The 13705-nt window shown below is 72.6% G+C and carries 16 protein-coding genes and 1 tRNA gene; 10 read left to right on the forward strand and 7 right to left on the reverse strand.

Features of this window, described 5'->3' with window-relative positions; translation table 11 throughout:
* Window positions 1-40: 40 nt before the first annotated feature.
* Window positions 41-568 carry a YbhB/YbcL family Raf kinase inhibitor-like protein gene (locus QJ852_13715; GenBank protein ID WGX94212.1) on the reverse strand — a complete coding sequence of 176 codons (528 nt, stop codon included), beginning with the start codon at window positions 566-568 and terminating at the stop codon, window positions 41-43.
* Between the two features lie 70 nt (window positions 569-638).
* Between QJ852_13715 and cobA the strand changes: the two genes are divergently transcribed.
* From cobA to QJ852_13740, 5 genes are all read left to right on the forward strand, one after another.
* Complete coding sequence (gene cobA / locus QJ852_13720) at window positions 639-1865, forward strand: uroporphyrinogen-III C-methyltransferase (protein ID WGX94213.1); 1227 nt, start codon at window positions 639-641, stop codon at window positions 1863-1865.
* An 11-nt stretch (window positions 1866-1876) separates the two neighbouring features.
* On the forward strand, window positions 1877-2692 hold the full coding sequence (locus tag QJ852_13725; GenBank protein WGX94214.1) for an RNA methyltransferase: 816 nt from the start codon (window positions 1877-1879) through the stop codon (window positions 2690-2692).
* A 34-nt stretch (window positions 2693-2726) separates the two neighbouring features.
* Window positions 2727-3044 carry a hypothetical protein gene (locus QJ852_13730; GenBank protein ID WGX94215.1) on the forward strand — a complete coding sequence of 106 codons (318 nt, stop codon included), beginning with the start codon at window positions 2727-2729 and terminating at the stop codon, window positions 3042-3044.
* 239 nt (window positions 3045-3283) lie between these two features.
* Window positions 3284-4396 (forward strand): dihydrodipicolinate reductase, encoded by a 1113-nt coding sequence (locus QJ852_13735; GenBank protein ID WGX94216.1) that lies wholly within the window; start codon window positions 3284-3286, stop codon window positions 4394-4396.
* A 2-nt stretch (window positions 4397-4398) separates the two neighbouring features.
* A complete protein-coding gene (locus QJ852_13740; GenBank protein WGX94217.1) occupies window positions 4399-4890 on the forward strand; it encodes a carboxymuconolactone decarboxylase family protein in 492 nt (163 codons plus the stop codon).
* Between the two features lie 28 nt (window positions 4891-4918).
* Here the strand turns inward: QJ852_13740 and QJ852_13745 are convergent, their stop codons facing one another.
* On the reverse strand, window positions 4919-5833 hold the full coding sequence (locus tag QJ852_13745) for an alpha/beta hydrolase (protein WGX94218.1): 915 nt from the start codon (window positions 5831-5833) through the stop codon (window positions 4919-4921).
* Window positions 5834-5886: 53 nt separating this feature from the next.
* Window positions 5887-6480, reverse strand: coding sequence for a peptide deformylase (gene def, locus QJ852_13750; protein ID WGX94219.1), 594 nt, complete (start codon window positions 6478-6480; stop codon window positions 5887-5889).
* 87 nt (window positions 6481-6567) lie between these two features.
* Between def and QJ852_13755 the strand changes: the two genes are divergently transcribed.
* Together QJ852_13755 and QJ852_13760 are read left to right on the forward strand one after the other, a co-directional pair.
* Window positions 6568-7938: an acyl-CoA dehydrogenase family protein gene (locus QJ852_13755; GenBank protein WGX94220.1), complete on the forward strand. Its 1371-nt coding sequence runs from the start codon at window positions 6568-6570 to the stop codon at window positions 7936-7938.
* Window positions 7938-9158: an acyl-CoA dehydrogenase family protein gene (locus QJ852_13760; protein WGX94221.1), complete on the forward strand. Its 1221-nt coding sequence runs from the start codon at window positions 7938-7940 to the stop codon at window positions 9156-9158. The genes QJ852_13755 and QJ852_13760 overlap by 1 nt, the downstream gene beginning before the upstream one ends.
* Window positions 9159-9304: 146 nt before the next feature.
* Here the strand turns inward: QJ852_13760 and QJ852_13765 are convergent, their stop codons facing one another.
* Window positions 9305-10330 carry a galactokinase family protein gene (locus QJ852_13765; GenBank protein ID WGX94222.1) on the reverse strand — a complete coding sequence of 342 codons (1026 nt, stop codon included), beginning with the start codon at window positions 10328-10330 and terminating at the stop codon, window positions 9305-9307.
* Between the two features lie 60 nt (window positions 10331-10390).
* On the opposite strand from QJ852_13765, the gene QJ852_13770 reads away from it, so the two are divergent.
* Window positions 10391-10948, forward strand: a complete 558-nt coding sequence (locus tag QJ852_13770) for a nucleosidase (GenBank protein WGX94223.1) — start codon at window positions 10391-10393, stop codon at window positions 10946-10948.
* Between the two features lie 3 nt (window positions 10949-10951).
* Here QJ852_13770 and QJ852_13775 read toward each other — a convergent pair whose 3' ends face one another.
* The 3 genes from QJ852_13775 to QJ852_13785 are packed head-to-tail and all read right to left on the reverse strand — an operon-like array spanning window position 10952 to window position 12328.
* Entirely contained in the window at window positions 10952-11545 is a 594-nt protein-coding gene (locus tag QJ852_13775) for a LysR family transcriptional regulator substrate-binding protein (GenBank protein ID WGX94224.1), read from the reverse strand.
* Window positions 11546-11583: 38 nt separating this feature from the next.
* Entirely contained in the window at window positions 11584-11859 is a 276-nt protein-coding gene (locus QJ852_13780; protein ID WGX94225.1) for a Fe-S cluster assembly protein HesB, read from the reverse strand.
* A 22-nt stretch (window positions 11860-11881) separates the two neighbouring features.
* Window positions 11882-12328 (reverse strand): hypothetical protein, encoded by a 447-nt coding sequence (locus QJ852_13785; GenBank protein WGX94226.1) that lies wholly within the window; start codon window positions 12326-12328, stop codon window positions 11882-11884.
* 118 nt (window positions 12329-12446) lie between these two features.
* Here QJ852_13785 and QJ852_13790 point away from each other — a divergent pair.
* Together QJ852_13790 and QJ852_13795 are read left to right on the forward strand one after the other, a co-directional pair.
* Window positions 12447-12535: transfer RNA gene (locus QJ852_13790), tRNA-Leu, on the forward strand.
* A gap of 60 nt (window positions 12536-12595) precedes the next feature.
* Complete coding sequence (locus QJ852_13795) at window positions 12596-13705, forward strand: hypothetical protein (GenBank protein WGX94227.1); 1110 nt, start codon at window positions 12596-12598, stop codon at window positions 13703-13705.

Consider the following 13705-nt stretch of genomic DNA (forward strand, 5'->3'; position numbering starts at 1 on the left):
GTGACAGTTTCGCCGGTCGACCGGCGATTCCTGCACCCGCTCAGTGCTGGTAGGTGCCGGTGAGGATCGCCCGGCCGAGGGTCTTGAACGCCAGATTGAACGACACGACCGCCGCGGAGGCGTCGGAGTCGACGCCGAGGGTCTCCTCGCCCACGGCGTGCACGACGAAGAAGTAGCGGTGCACCTGGTCGCCCGCGGGCGGAGCGGCGCCCATGAACGCCTTCGGGCCGCCGTCGTTGCGGCACATGAACGCCGCACCGGGCAGCGTGGCCCCCGCGGCACCGGCACCGGCGGGCAGGGAGGTCACGTCGGCCGGGAGGTCGACCAGCACCCAGTGCCAGAAGCCGCTCGGGGTGGGGGCGTCGGGGTCGAAGCAGGTGACGACATAGGACTTCGTGCCCTCCGGCGCTCCCGACCACGACAGCTGCGGCGAGGTGTTGCCGTGCGCGGCGACCTGGTCGTCCTTCAACGGCCGGCCGTCGGCGACGTCGTCGCTGGTGACGGAGAAGGACGGTACGACGGGGAGCAGGGCGTAGGGGTCCGGGGTCACCGGCCGATCGAGACTCATGTCACCACGCTAGTCCGGGTGCTGGTCCCAGGGCGGGTGCGCCCCGGTCCATGCCGGGAGAATGGGGCGCGTGAGCGAGTTCCCCCCGTACCCTTCCGGTCTGCGCCTCGCCGGGCGCCGCGTGCTCGTCGTCGGCGGCGGCCATGTCGCCCAGCGCCGGGTGCCGCAGCTGATCGCGGTCGGCGCCGACGTCCACGTCGTGTCGCCGACGGTGACCCCCGCGATCGAGGGGCTGGTCGGCTCGGGCGAGATCACCTGGCACGAGCGACCGTTCGCCGACACCGACCTCGACGACGCCTGGTACGTCATCGCGGTGACCGACGACCGCGCGGTCAACGACCACGTGTCCGAGCTGTGCGAGCGGCAGCGCGTGTTCTGCGTGCGCTCCGACGACGCGACCCTCGGTACGGCGTGGACGCCGGCGGTGGGCCGCGAGGCCGGGATCACCGTCGCGGTGGTCGGCAACCGCGACCCGCGCCGATCGGCCTCGGTCCGCGACGAGATCGTCGCCGGCCTGCGCGACGGCACCATCGCCGCACCGCACCACCGGGACCGCGCGCCCGGCGTGACCCTCGTCGGCGGCGGCCCCGGCGACCCCGAGCTGATCTCGATCGCCGGCCGCAAGGCACTGATGGCGGCCGACGTCGTCGTGGCCGACCGGCTGGCCCCGCGCGAGCTCCTCGGCGACCTGCCGAGCGACGTGGAGCTGGTCGACGTCGCGAAGCTGCCCCGGGGCCGCTCGGCGCAGCAGGAGGAGATCAACCGGATCATCGTCGAGCGGGCGCTCGCCGGGAAGCGGGTCGTCCGGTTCAAGGGCGGCGACAACTTCGTCTTCGGCCGCGGGTTCGAGGAGATCATCGCCTGCCGCGCGGCCGGCGTACCGGTGACCGTGATCCCCGGGCTCACCTCGCCCGTGTCGGTGCCGGGCATCGCCGGCATCCCGGTCACCCACCGCGGCGTCACCCACGAGTTCACGGTGGTCTCGGGGCATCTTCCGCCGGGGCACCCGGAGTCGCTGGTCGACTACGACGCGCTCGCCCGCATGCGAGGCACCGTCGTGGTGATGATGGGCGTCGAGAACGCGCCGCACATCGCCACCGCGCTCGTCGCCGGCGGACGCCCGGCGGCCACGCCCGTCGCCGTCGTGTGCGACGGCACCATGCCGACCCAGCGGACCGTCCTCGCCACCCTCGGCACCCTCGCCGACCGGCTGGCCGAGGAGGCCGTCAAGCCGCCGGCGATCATCGTGGTCGGCGAGGTCGTCGCCGTCGCCCATCCCGACGCGTTCCCGGCCTGAGCGCACCGACGATGGCCGAGCTGGTCGAGATCACGGACCCCGCCGACCCGCGGCTGGGGGACTACCGCGACCTGCGCGACGTCGAGCTCCGCAAGCACCTGGAGGCCGAGCACGGCCTCTTCCTCGCGGAGGGGGAGAAGGTCGTGCGGCGCGCGGTGGAGGCCGGCTTCGCACCCCGCTCCTTCCTGATGGCGCCCCGCTGGCTCGACGGCCTCGCCGACGTCCTCGACCGCTCTGACGCGCCCTGCTTCGTGCTGTCCGAGGACCTGGCCGAGGAGGTCACCGGCTTCCACGTCCACCGCGGCGCGCTCGCCTCGCTACAGCGTCGTCCGCTGCCCTCGCTGGACACCGTCCTGGCTCAGGCGCACTCGGTCCTCGTGCTCGAGGACATCGTCGACCACACCAACGTCGGCGCCATCCTCCGCTCCGGCGCCGCGCTCGGCTTCGACGCGGTCCTGCTGGCACCCCGCTGCGCCGACCCGCTCTACCGTCGCGCCATCAAGGTCGCGATGGGCGCGGTCTTCGCCCTGCCCTGGACCCGGCTCCCCGACTGGTACGACGCCCTGCCGGACCTCACTCGCCGCGGGTTCACCACCGTCGCGCTCACGCTCGCCCCGGACGCCGTACCCATCGAGCAGGCGGTGGCCGGCCAGGACAAGGTCGCCCTCGTCCTCGGCTCCGAGGGACACGGCCTGTCCACGCGCTGGGAGCAGGCCGCCGACCGGCGCGCGATCATCCCGATGGCGCGCACCATCGAGCACGGCGTCGACTCGCTCAACGTCGCCGCTGCGACGGCCGTGGCGTGCTACGTCACGGCCCGCCGTTGACATCACCCACGGCCGGCTATCCACAGGACCCGGCATGGCAGTGCACATCCATGTCGATGAGGCTAAGGCGAAGGGCCTCATCTTGGCCGCCACGGTGGTCGAGACCGACGCCGTCGCAGCGGCCAGGCGGGCTCTCCGCGGCCTGCTCCTGCGGGCCCAGCGGCGGCTGCACGTCAACAAAGAGCGGAATGAGCGGCGCGCCCTCGCATATGCCCGGAACGCCTGTCTCGCCGTCCTGGCCGGCGATCTGCCGGCGCTCGACGCGGAGCGGCTGGTCATCGAGACCGACGAGGTCATGCTGACCGCCGGGACCAGGACGTGGCGGCGCGTGGCGGTGCTTGGCGCACGATGACCGACGAGCTGGTGACGGCCGACCACACGGTGCCGGACAACGCGAAGCCCTGACTCCCGCCGTCCGGCAGGACCCAGGGCCCACTTCTCAGCGCTCCTGCGCCTCGCCATGTGGACGCTGCGCCGCGCCGAACCTGCGCGCAAGCGTGCTCGGCGTTCTCCACACCCGATCGCAAAGAGCCAGGATCGGACACGGTGTCGCACTACCGTTCCGGCGCTGGGCCGCCTACTCTCCCCACCATGGCGGATGAGAACACGTTCTACTCAACGGTCCCGGTCGTGGTCTGGGGCACCGGCAACATGGGCCGGGCGTCCATCCGGGCGGTCGCGGCGCACCCCGGGCTGAGCCTCGCGGCGGTCGTCGTCAACGACGCCGCCAAAGTGGGGCGCGACGCGGGCGATCTCGCCGAGCTCGGCCGATCGCTCGGCGTGGCCGCCACCGACGACGTCGACGCGGCGCTCGCGACACTCGACGGGGGCGGCGCCGTGGCGTACGCCGCGTCGGGGGAGCTGCGTCCCGACGACGCCGCCGTCGACATCGCCCGCGCCCTCGCCGGAGGCGCCGTGGTCGTGACGCCGTCGGTCTACGCCCTCTACGACCACCGCAGCGCGCCCGCCGAGCTGCGCGAGCCGCTGGAGAAGGCCTGCGCCGAGGGCGGCAGCGCGCTGTTCGTCAGCGGCATCGACCCGGGCTGGGGCAACGACCTGCTGCCGGCGCTCGTCAGCGGCCTGGCCTCCGAGATCGACCAGGTCCGCTGCCAGGAGATCTTCGACTACTCCACGTACGACGCCGAGGACTCGGTCCGCTACATCGTCGGCATGGGCCAGCCGATGGACTACGAGCCGCCGATGGTGGCCGCCGGGATCCCGTCGATGGTCTGGGGCGGGCAGGTGCGGCTGATCGCCCGGGCGCTGGGCGTCGAGATCGACGAGCTGCGCGAGACGCTCGACCGGCGGGCGCTCGACGCCACCGTCACGACGGCGCTGGGGGAGTTCGAGGCGGGCACCCAGGGCGCCCTGCGGTTCGAGGTGCAGGGCATCGTGGCCGGCGAGCCGAGGATCGTCATCGAGCATGTCACCCGGATCACCGCAGCGTGCGCCACGGACTGGCCGATGCCGGCCGACGGCGGCGACGGCGCCCATCGCGTGATCATCGAGGGCCGCCCGCGGATCGAGATCAACGTCGAGGCCACCGATGAGGGCGGCAACCGCGCGGCCGGCGGCAACGCGACCGCGGCCAACCGGCTGGTCAACGCGATCCCGTGGCTGCGCACCGCCACGCCCGGTCTCTACGACGGCCTGGACGTGCCGCTCCAGCCCAGCGCCTACCTGCGGACCGCTGAGGAGGCGTGAGCATGTTCATCGAGATCCCCGACGGCAAGGACCCGATCGGCTACGTCTGGGGCGAGCTGGTGCCCGGCATCGGGCCGGCGGCCGCGACCCTGGCGATGAGCGTCTACGAGCACAGCACGCTCGGCCTGCGCGAGTTCGAGGCCGCCCGGCTCCGGATCGCCCAGATCAACGGCTGCCTGTTCTGCCAGGACTGGCGCACCGAGCGGGACGGGCAGAAGGTCGAGGACACCTTCGACCGCGCGGTCCAGGAGTGGCGCACCACCGGCGACTTCGACGAGCGTACCCGCCTCGCGGCGGAGTACGCCGAGAGGTACGCCCTGGACCACCACGGCATCGACGACGGCTTCTGGCAGCGGATCCGGACCCACTACACCGACCGCGAGATCGTCGAGCTGTCGATGTGCCTGGGCTCCTGGCTCTCCTTCGGCCGGCTCAACCGGGTGCTCGGCCTGGACGCGGCCTGCGTCCTGCCGAGCCACGCCGCCCGAACCTGACCTGAGGCCCCAGCCGGGACGGAGGGCCTCAGCGCCGCAGCAGGGTGGCGAAGCGGGCGATCGTCTCGTCGATCGCCCGCTGGCAGCCGGCCGACCACGGTCCCATGTCGAAGAACCCGTGGATCAGCCCCGGGTAGGTCGTCTGGTGCACCTCCACGCCGGCCGCGGCAAGCGCCTCGGCGTACGCGACACCCTCGTCGCGCAGCGGGTCGAACTCGGCGGTGACGACGACCGCGGGCGGCTGCCCGGCGAGGTCGCCGTGCAACGGGGAGATCAGCGGGTCCGCGAGGTCGGCGGCGGTGTCGGCGTAGTGGCCGATGAACCAGATCAGGGTCGGCTGGTCGAGGAAGTACCCGCTCGCGTTCTCCTCGCGCGAGGAGTAGCTGCCGAGCACGTCGGTCGCCGGGTAGACCAGCAACTGGGCCGCGATGCCGGGCACGTGCTGGGCGGCGACGGCGGACAGGTTGCCGCCGGCGGAGTCACCGGCCACGGCGAGCACGTCGCTGCCGCCGTACTCCGCGATCCGGGACTGCACGTCACGCACCGCGGCGATCGCGTCCTCGGCCGCGGCGGGGAACTTCGCCTCGGGCGCGAGCCGGTAGTCGACGGCGACCACCACGGCGTCGGCTCCGGCGCAGATCGCGCGCGCCATCGCCGCGTGGGTGTCGAGGTCGCCGATCACGAAGCCGCCGCCGTGCAGCAGCACGACGGTCGGCACCGGCCCCTCCGCGAGGGGCCGGTAGACGCGGGCCGACAACGGGCCGGCGGCGCCGGCGACCGTAGCGTCCTCGACGGATCCCACCTCGGCGAGGGTGCCGGGAGGTCGGAAGTCCACGGTCAGCTTGCGGAACGAGTCCCGCGCCTCGGCGGGCGTCAGGGTGTGCAGCGGGGTCCCGGCTTCGATCAGCTGGAGCAGGGGAGCGAGCTCGGCGTCGACGGACATGCGGGCAACCTAGCCCAGAACCCGACACCGGGCACCCGGCGCCGGTCCGTTCCTCAGGTGGGCCACTCGGCGGGGTAGTCCTCGACGGCGGCGTCGTGCTGCTTGCGCAGCTTCTTCATCGCCTTGGCCGAGATCCGGTCGCCGAACACGGTGCCGAGGGTGTGGTCGGTCTCGTGCTGGAGGCACTTCGCCAGCAGCCCGTCGCCCTCGAAGCGGACCCGGCCGCCGTCGAGACCGGTGCCCTCGACCACCGCATAGTCCGGCCGGGCGCAGTCGACGAAGGCGCCGGGATAGGACAGGCAGCCCTCGGGGCTGTCGTCGAGGCGGCGCGCGACGCCCTCGGGCTCGACGAGGGTGGGATTGCAGACCACGCCGACCACCCGGCGGCCGTCCTCGTCGGGGCAGTCGAAGACGAACATCGCGACGTCCTCGCCGATCTGGCACGCGGCGAGGCCCACGCCGTCGGCGGCGTACATGGTGGCGACCATGTCGGCGGCGAGGGCGCGCAGGGCGTCGTCGTACGTCTCGACCCGCGCCTGGGGGCGGTGCATGACCGGTGTGCCCCACCGCGTCATCGGCCGCACGGTCCCGTTCCGGGGCAGGGGTCCGTACGGCGCGTGCGGGGTCTGGTCCTCCATGTCGCGCATCGTAGGGGCGAGGATCGCGCCCGGCCGATTCGGCCGAGATGCGGCCCAGGTGTAGCGCAGTGTGTAACTCACGGTTACAGTTACCGCATGTCCTTGATCAGCAACCTCAAGCCGGGCGGGAAGCACGGGGTCCCGAGCAGCGAGAGCCGGGATCCGATCGGCTACCTCGTCGCCGGCCTCAACCGGCTCGCCCAGACCGACCTCCTCGACAAGGTCCGCCTCCGCAAGCCGACCGAGCAGGCGGTCTTCTCCATCACCCGGACCGGGTTCAAGACGATGACCACCGCCGGCCGGACCTTCGCCAAGGCCGGCAAGGGCGGCCAGCCGGGCGCCCGGCCGAAGCACGCCGCGGCGAGCGGCGTCTTCGACCTCACGCCCGGCGAGGACGAGCAGATGCTCGTCGACGTCGTCACCGAGTTCGCCGACGAGGTCGTCCGGCCCGCGGCGGCCGAGGCCGACCGGGCCTGCGCCGCACCCGACGACCTGCTCAAGGCCAGCCTCGACATCGGCCTGCCGATCCTCGGCCTGCCCGAGAGCCTCGGCGGAGTCTCCGAGGAGCGCTCCGCGATGGCCGGCACGCTGGTCGCCGAGGCGCTCGCCAAGGGCGACATGGGGCTGGCCGTCGCGACCCTGGCGCCCGGCTCGGTCGCCACCGCGATCGGCCTGTGGGGCACCGACGCCCAGCAGCAGACCTATCTGCCGGCCTTCAGCGCCGAGGACGGCTCCGTCCCGGCCGCGGCCCTGGCGCTCAACGAGCCCGCCGTGCTCTTCGACGTGCTGAGGCCGTCGACGACGGCGAGGAGGACCGCCGACGGTTACGTGCTCAACGGCACCAAGAGCCTGGTCGCCCGCGGCGACCACGCCGAGCTCTTCGTCGTCGGTGCCAGCCTCGACGGCAAGCCGGTGCTCTTCCTCGTCGAGTCCGGCGCCACGGGCCTCGCCATCGAGGGCGACCCCGCGATGGGCGTGCGCGCGGCGTCGATGACCACGCTGGTCCTCGAGGACGTCACCGTGCCCGCCGACGCCGTCCTGGGGGAGACCGACGGGTCGACGTACACCGAGTGCGTCCGCCTCTCGCGGCTGGCCTGGTGCGCCCTCGCGGTCGGCACCGGCCAGGCCGTGCTCGACTACGTCACGCCGTACGTCAAGGGCCGCGAGGCCTTCGGCGAGCCGATCGCCAACCGCCAGTCGGTGGCGTTCATGGTCGCCAACATCGCGATCGAGCTGCAGGGCATGCGGCTGCTGACCTACCGCGCCGCGTCCCGCGCGGCCGCGGGCAAGGACTTCACCCGCGAGGTCGCGCTCGCGCGCAAGGCATGTGCCGACAAGGGCATGCAGATCGGCCTCGACGGCGTCCAGCTGCTCGGTGGTCACGGGTTCGTCAAGGAGCACCCGGTCGAGCGGTGGTACCGCGACCTGCGGGCGATCGGGATCATGGAAGGCACGGTGCTGGTCTGATGAGTATCAATCTCGAGGTGCCCAAGAAGCACCGGGCGCTGGTCGACCAGGCCCACCAGGTCGCGATGAACATGCTGCGACCGATCTCGCGCAAGTACGACATCGCCGAGCACGAGTACCCCAAGGAGCTCGACATGCTCGCCGCGATGATCGACGGGCTCTCCGAGTCCGGGGCGAGCGAGGGCGCCGGCGCGACCGGCGTACGCCGGGAGAACGGCGACGACGGCGGCAAGAGCGCCGTGAAGAACGGCGCCAACCTCGCCTCGGTGACCTCGGTCGCCGAGATGTGCTGGGGTGACACCGGCCTGCTGCTCTCGATGCCGCGCCAGGGCCTCGGCAACTCCGCGATCGCCTCGGTCGCCAACGACGAGCAGCTTGAGCGCTTCAAGGGCCGCTGGGCCTCGATGGCCATCACCGAGCCGTCCTTCGGCTCCGACTCCGCCGCGATCTCGACCACCGCCGTGCTCGACGGCGACGAGTACGTCATCAACGGCGAGAAGATCTTCGTCACCTCCGGCGAGCGCTCCGACTGCATCGTCGTCTGGGCGACCCTCGACAAGTCGCTCGGCCGCGCCGCGATCAAGTCGTTCGTGGTCGAGAAGGACACGCCGGGCGTCAAGGTGGAGCGACTCGAGGAGAAGCTCGGCATCCGCGCCTCCGACACCGCGGTGATCACCTTCACCGACGCCCGGGTGCCGAAGGACAACCTGCTCGGCTCGCCGGAGATCAACGTCGAGCAGGGCTTCGCCGGCGCGATGGCGACCTTCGACAACACCCGCCCGCTCGTCGCCGCGATGGCCGTCGGCTGCGCCCGCGCATCACTGGACCTGACCCGCGACCTGCTCAAGGAGGCCGGGATCGAGGTCGACTACGACCGCCCGGCGCTCCTGCAGAGCGCGGCGGCCGCGAAGTTCCTGCAGCTCGAGGCCGACTGGGAGGCCGGGCGGCTCCTGACCCTGCAGGCGGCGTGGATGGCGGACAACCGCAAGCCCAACTCGCTGGAGGCGTCGATGGCCAAGGCGAAGGCCGGCCGGGTCGGCTCCGACGTCACGCTGTCCTGCGTCGAGCTGTGTGCGTCGATCGGCTACAGCGAGGAGGAGCTGCTCGAGAAGTGGGCGCGCGACTCCAAGATCCTCGACATCTTCGAGGGCACCCAGCAGATCCAACAGTTGATCGTCGCGAGAAGGATCCTCGGGCTGTCGAGCGCCGAGTTGAAGTGAGCTGACGGCTCGATCGCTTCGGGGCCCGTTCCTGCCGGTGGCTGGGGACGGGCCTCGGCGATCTGGGGGTGGAACAGGTTGCAATTGGGCAGAGACCGCATACTCCGGGCCCAAATCGTTGCGGTTTGGGACCAAACCGCAACAGCTCACCCCGCCCCGCGGAGCACCCGCGCCCCCGCTCCGGGCGTCACGAGATGGTGCCGGGGAGAGTCCCAGCGGCGCTCGGCGTACGCCGCATCCACCGCCTCCCGTACGGCGTCGGCCCGGTCCGCCGCGACCAGGGTGAGCGTGCAGCCGCCGAACCCGCCGCCGGTCATCCGCGCGCCGAGCGCTCCCGCCGTGAGCGCAGTGTCGACGACCAGGTCGAGCTGCGGCACGCTCACCTCGTAGTCGTCGCGCAGCGAGACGTGCGACGCGGTCATCAGCCCGCCGAGCCGCTGCCAGGAGCGGGCCCCGATCGCGTCCACCGCGTCCAGGACCCGGGCGTTCTCGGTCGTGACGTGGCGCCGGCGCCGGGGGTGACCGTCGGCGCACTCGCGGCGCCGCTGGGCGTAGCCACCGTCGCCGTCGGCCAGCACGTGCCGCACCCGGGTGTCGGTGACCAGTAGGCTCAGGCCGGCCGCGGCCACGGGCAGCGGTACGGCGGTGGTGGTGGGGGCGTCCGGGTCGGCGAAGTCGATGAGCAGTGCGTGCCCCTCGGAGCCGAGCAGGGCGGCCAGCTGGTCCATGCCGCCGGTCGGGGCGCCGACGTGCTCGGTCTCCGCCCGCCGGCAGGCCTCGGCGAGCAGCCGGCGGCCCGCGCCGTCGAGGGGCGCTCCGAGCAGGCCCGCGATCGCGGTCGCGACGGCGCATTCGAGCGCCGCCGAGCTGGACAGACCCCCGCCGAGGGGCAGGGTGGAGACGAGGTCGATGTCGAGCCCCGGTATCTCCCAGCCGATCCGGCGCAGTTCGGCGACGACGCCGACGACGTACTCCCGCCACCGGTGGTCGCCCGGGATCGCCTCACGGCTGTGCACCCGCAGCCGGTCGTCGTCACGGCGCCGGACGGTGGCGATGGTGGCGAGGCCGATCGCGAACGGCAGGCACCGACCGCCGTTGTAGTCGGTGTGCTCGCCGATCAGGTTGACCCGGCCGGGTGCGCGCGCGACGACGGATGCGGAGAGGGACGTCACGGGCGCCATCCTGCCTGGTCGGGCAGTCCCGGGCGGCGGTCAGGCTCTAGGGTGTGCGCCGTGCCCCGCCCCCTCATCGTCGCCGCCGCCCGCTCCGAGGTCGCCTACGTGCCGGCCGGGATCGACGTGGTCGTCACCGGCATCGGCAAGACGGCCGCCGCGACCGCGCTGACGCGTCACCTGGCCGGACAGTCCGACCTGGCCGATCTGGTCGTCGTCAACCTCGGCACCGCCGGCGCGCTGCACGACGGGCTCGACGGCGAGCACGGGCTGTACGAGATCGGCACCGTGCTCAACCACGACATCAACGGCGACGCGATCCGCGCCCTCGGCTACGACCCGCGCGACCGGCTCGTCATCGGGGAGAGCCCCACCGTCCTGGCGACCGGCGACGTCTTCGTCAACGACCCGACGGTCCGGACCCGGTTGGCCGAGCGCGCTCAGCTCGTCGACATGGAGGGCTACGCCGTCGCCTACGTCGCGCAGGAGTTCGGCGTCCCGCTGCGGATGGTCAAGCACGTCTCGGACAACGCCGACGAGGGCGCGATGGAGTGGGTCGCCCTGGTCGACCGCAGCGCGCGGGTGCTGGGGGAGTGGGCGGCGACCCACCTCGGGTGAGCGTCAGCGGCTGCTGGAGGCGCGGCGGCCGCGGACGACGCCGACGAAGTCCTGGTGCATCGGGCTGTCCGCCGCGCGCAGCCAGACGAGGGCGACCGTGGTCGGCTCGAGCTCGACGACCCGGTGGACGACGTCCTTGCGGTGGTACAGGCGCGCCACCGACATCGGCACGATGACGATCCCGCTGCCCGATGCGGCGACCTCGATCGCGTCCTGCACCGACATCGCCGGGAAGGGCAGCTGCTCGGTCGTGGGCGCCCAGCCCGACGGGTGCGGAAGCACCAACTGCTCGTCCGCGAGATCCGCGAGGGCGACCGGTGTCTCGCCGTCGGCAGCCGCCACGAAGTGCTCCCGTCCGGCCACCACGACCGGCAGCTCGTCGTACAGACGCACGCAGTGCAGCGGCTCCGGCGCGTCGAGGTCGACCGGCAGCCGGACCAGGGCGAGGTCGGCCGTGCCGCCGTCGAGGACGGCACGCTGTCGCCCCTCTTCGACGGGGAGGAGGTGGAGCGGGATCCGCGGGTGACGCTCACGCCAGACCCGCGCCCACTTGTCGGGGGTCACTCCGGGAACGAAGGCGACACGCAGCTCCTGCATGCGCCCACGATCCCAGAGTGCACCCCTCAGCGGTGCATCTAGGCCTGAGCGAGCAGCCCGAACTGCAGGGTGCCGCTGTCGTCGACGCCCGCGTCGAGCGTCATCGCGTCGAGCTGCTGCGCGGCGCCCTCGTCGAGGTAGACGGTGGCGCCGTCCTGCTCGACGACCTGGTCGCCGGGTTCGGCCTGTTCGGCCGCGGACACGGCGAAGCCGGCCTCGGCCTGGGTGATGCGCAGTCCCGCGGAGTCGGGGACGTCGGGCGCGTCGGTCATCTGCTTGACGATCGTGCAGGCGTTCTCGGTGAGGGTGAGCATGGCATGCCTTCTCGGTTCGTGGTCAGAGACCTTCCCCACCGTTGCAGGTCGCCGGTGGTCGTTCAAGGCGCCGGGCGTGTCGCCGCAGCGCGCGCCGGGCCCCTACGGCGGCGTACGCTCCCGTCAGCGCGGTGGCCAGGAGCATCGCCCGCGGCCGGCTGTCGCGGCGGACCAGGTGCCCGAGACCGGTCGCGGTGTCGGACAGGTCGACCCCCAGCGACAGCAGCTGGAGCCGCGCGCGCTCGGTCTCACCGGCCAGCAGGTACGCCGTGCCCAGCGCGATCGCGCGTCCGCCGTAGATCCGGGTCAGGTAGCCGACCTCCGGTGTCGGCGCGATGCCGAAGCCGCGCGCGGTCGCGGCCGGCACGACGAGGGAGGCGAGCCCGAGGCCGATCCGGCCCCAGGCCAGCAGGTCAAGACTGTCGAGACTGTCGGGGCGGTCGGTACGACGCTCGCGATCGGCTGGCATGGACCGATCGTCGTCCCCGCCGCGACCGGTCGCCATGACCCGGGAGGTCATGGCGACGCCGGAAGGGGGTGCCGATGCGGTGTCTGGGCCCGGCCTTTGCTACGGTTTCTCCGCACTCGTCCGGGTGGCGGAATTGGCAGACGCGCTAGCTTGAGGTGCTAGTGCCCGTATTAGGGCGTGGGGGTTCAAGTCCCCCCTCGGACACCAGACGGAACGGCGGCCCCAGGGCCGCCGTTCTGCGTTATCTAGGCTTCCTAGACTCCTGGCGTGACCGATACCCGCGCCCGGCTCTGCCTCACCATGATCGTCAAGGACGAGGCCGCCATCATCGATCGCTGCCTGGCGGCCGCGGCTCCCTGGATCGACGCCTGGGCGATCCACGACACCGGATCGTCGGACGACACGGCGGAGATCATCACGTCGTTCTTCGACCGGCAGGGGCTCCCGGGGCGGTTGACCCGCGGGCGTTTCGACGACTTCGCCCAGGCGCGCAACGACTCGCTCGCGGCAGCACGGGACACGGCCGCGGCCGAGGGCGCGGACTACCTGCTGCTGTGCGACGCGGACATGGAGCTGGTGGTCGAGGATCCCGCGTTCCGTGCCGCGCTGACCGCCGACGCCTACCTCCTCGAGCAGCGGGCCAGCGGCCTCGACTACGCCAACGTCCGGCTCCTGCGTGTCGACGCGCAGGCGCACTACCGGGGTGTCACGCATGAGTACCTCGACGTCGGCGAGGCGACCCGGCCGGCTCTCGGCGGCGCGTGGTTCCACGACCACGCCGAAGGGGCCAGCCGGCAGGTGAAGTTCGAGCGGGACCTCGCCCTGCTCGAGCGCGGTCTCGCCGACGAGCCCGACAACGCCCGCTATCAGTTCTACCTGGCCCAGACCCTGCGCGACCTCGACCGGCATCGGGACGCCGTCGCTGCCTACGAGCGCCGGGCCGCCCAGGGCGGCTGGGAGGAGGAGGTCTGGTACTCGTTGTTGCAAGTGGCGATGCTGCGGGAGCGGCTCGGTGACCCCGACCCGGAGGTGCTCGCCGCCTACCTGGCGGCGTTCGAGCGCCGCCCCGGGCGCGCCGAGACGCTGGTGGAGCTGGCCCGCCACCTGCGCGAGCGGGGCCGGCACCACCTCGCCCACGTCTTCGCGACCCGGGCGACGCAGCTGGCGCCGACCGAGGACATCCTCTTCGTGAGCGCCAGCTCCTACGGCTGGCGGGCCCGCGACGAGCTGTCGATCTCAAGCTACTGGGTCGGCCGGTACGACGAGTCCGCCGCGCTCGCCCAGGGCCTGCTGGCCGACCCCGCGCTGCCCGTCGAGGAGCGGGCCCGGGTCGAGCAGAACCTGTCCTTCGCCCGCCGGCCGGTCTCCCTAGACTGA

It is taken from the genome of Nocardioides sp. L-11A, assembly GCA_029961745.1.
In the GTDB taxonomy this organism is placed as follows: domain Bacteria; phylum Actinomycetota; class Actinomycetes; order Propionibacteriales; family Nocardioidaceae; genus Nocardioides.

Coding starts and splice junctions, on each gene's coding strand:
- QJ852_13715 (WGX94212.1), bottom strand. CDS start 568: ATGAGTCTCGATCGGCCGGTGACCCCGGACCCCTACGCCCTGCTCCCC.
- QJ852_13725 (WGX94214.1), top strand. CDS start 1,877: ATGGCCGAGCTGGTCGAGATCACGGACCCCGCCGACCCGCGGCTGGGG.
- QJ852_13730 (WGX94215.1), top strand. CDS start 2,727: ATGGCAGTGCACATCCATGTCGATGAGGCTAAGGCGAAGGGCCTCATC.
- QJ852_13735 (WGX94216.1), top strand. CDS start 3,284: ATGGCGGATGAGAACACGTTCTACTCAACGGTCCCGGTCGTGGTCTGG.
- QJ852_13740 (WGX94217.1), top strand. CDS start 4,399: ATGTTCATCGAGATCCCCGACGGCAAGGACCCGATCGGCTACGTCTGG.
- QJ852_13745 (WGX94218.1), bottom strand. CDS start 5,833: ATGTCCGTCGACGCCGAGCTCGCTCCCCTGCTCCAGCTGATCGAAGCC.
- def (WGX94219.1), bottom strand. CDS start 6,480: ATGCGCGACATGGAGGACCAGACCCCGCACGCGCCGTACGGACCCCTG.
- QJ852_13755 (WGX94220.1), top strand. CDS start 6,568: ATGTCCTTGATCAGCAACCTCAAGCCGGGCGGGAAGCACGGGGTCCCG.
- QJ852_13760 (WGX94221.1), top strand. CDS start 7,938: ATGAGTATCAATCTCGAGGTGCCCAAGAAGCACCGGGCGCTGGTCGAC.
- QJ852_13775 (WGX94224.1), bottom strand. CDS start 11,545: ATGCAGGAGCTGCGTGTCGCCTTCGTTCCCGGAGTGACCCCCGACAAG.
- QJ852_13780 (WGX94225.1), bottom strand. CDS start 11,859: ATGCTCACCCTCACCGAGAACGCCTGCACGATCGTCAAGCAGATGACC.
- QJ852_13785 (WGX94226.1), bottom strand. CDS start 12,328: ATGCCAGCCGATCGCGAGCGTCGTACCGACCGCCCCGACAGTCTCGAC.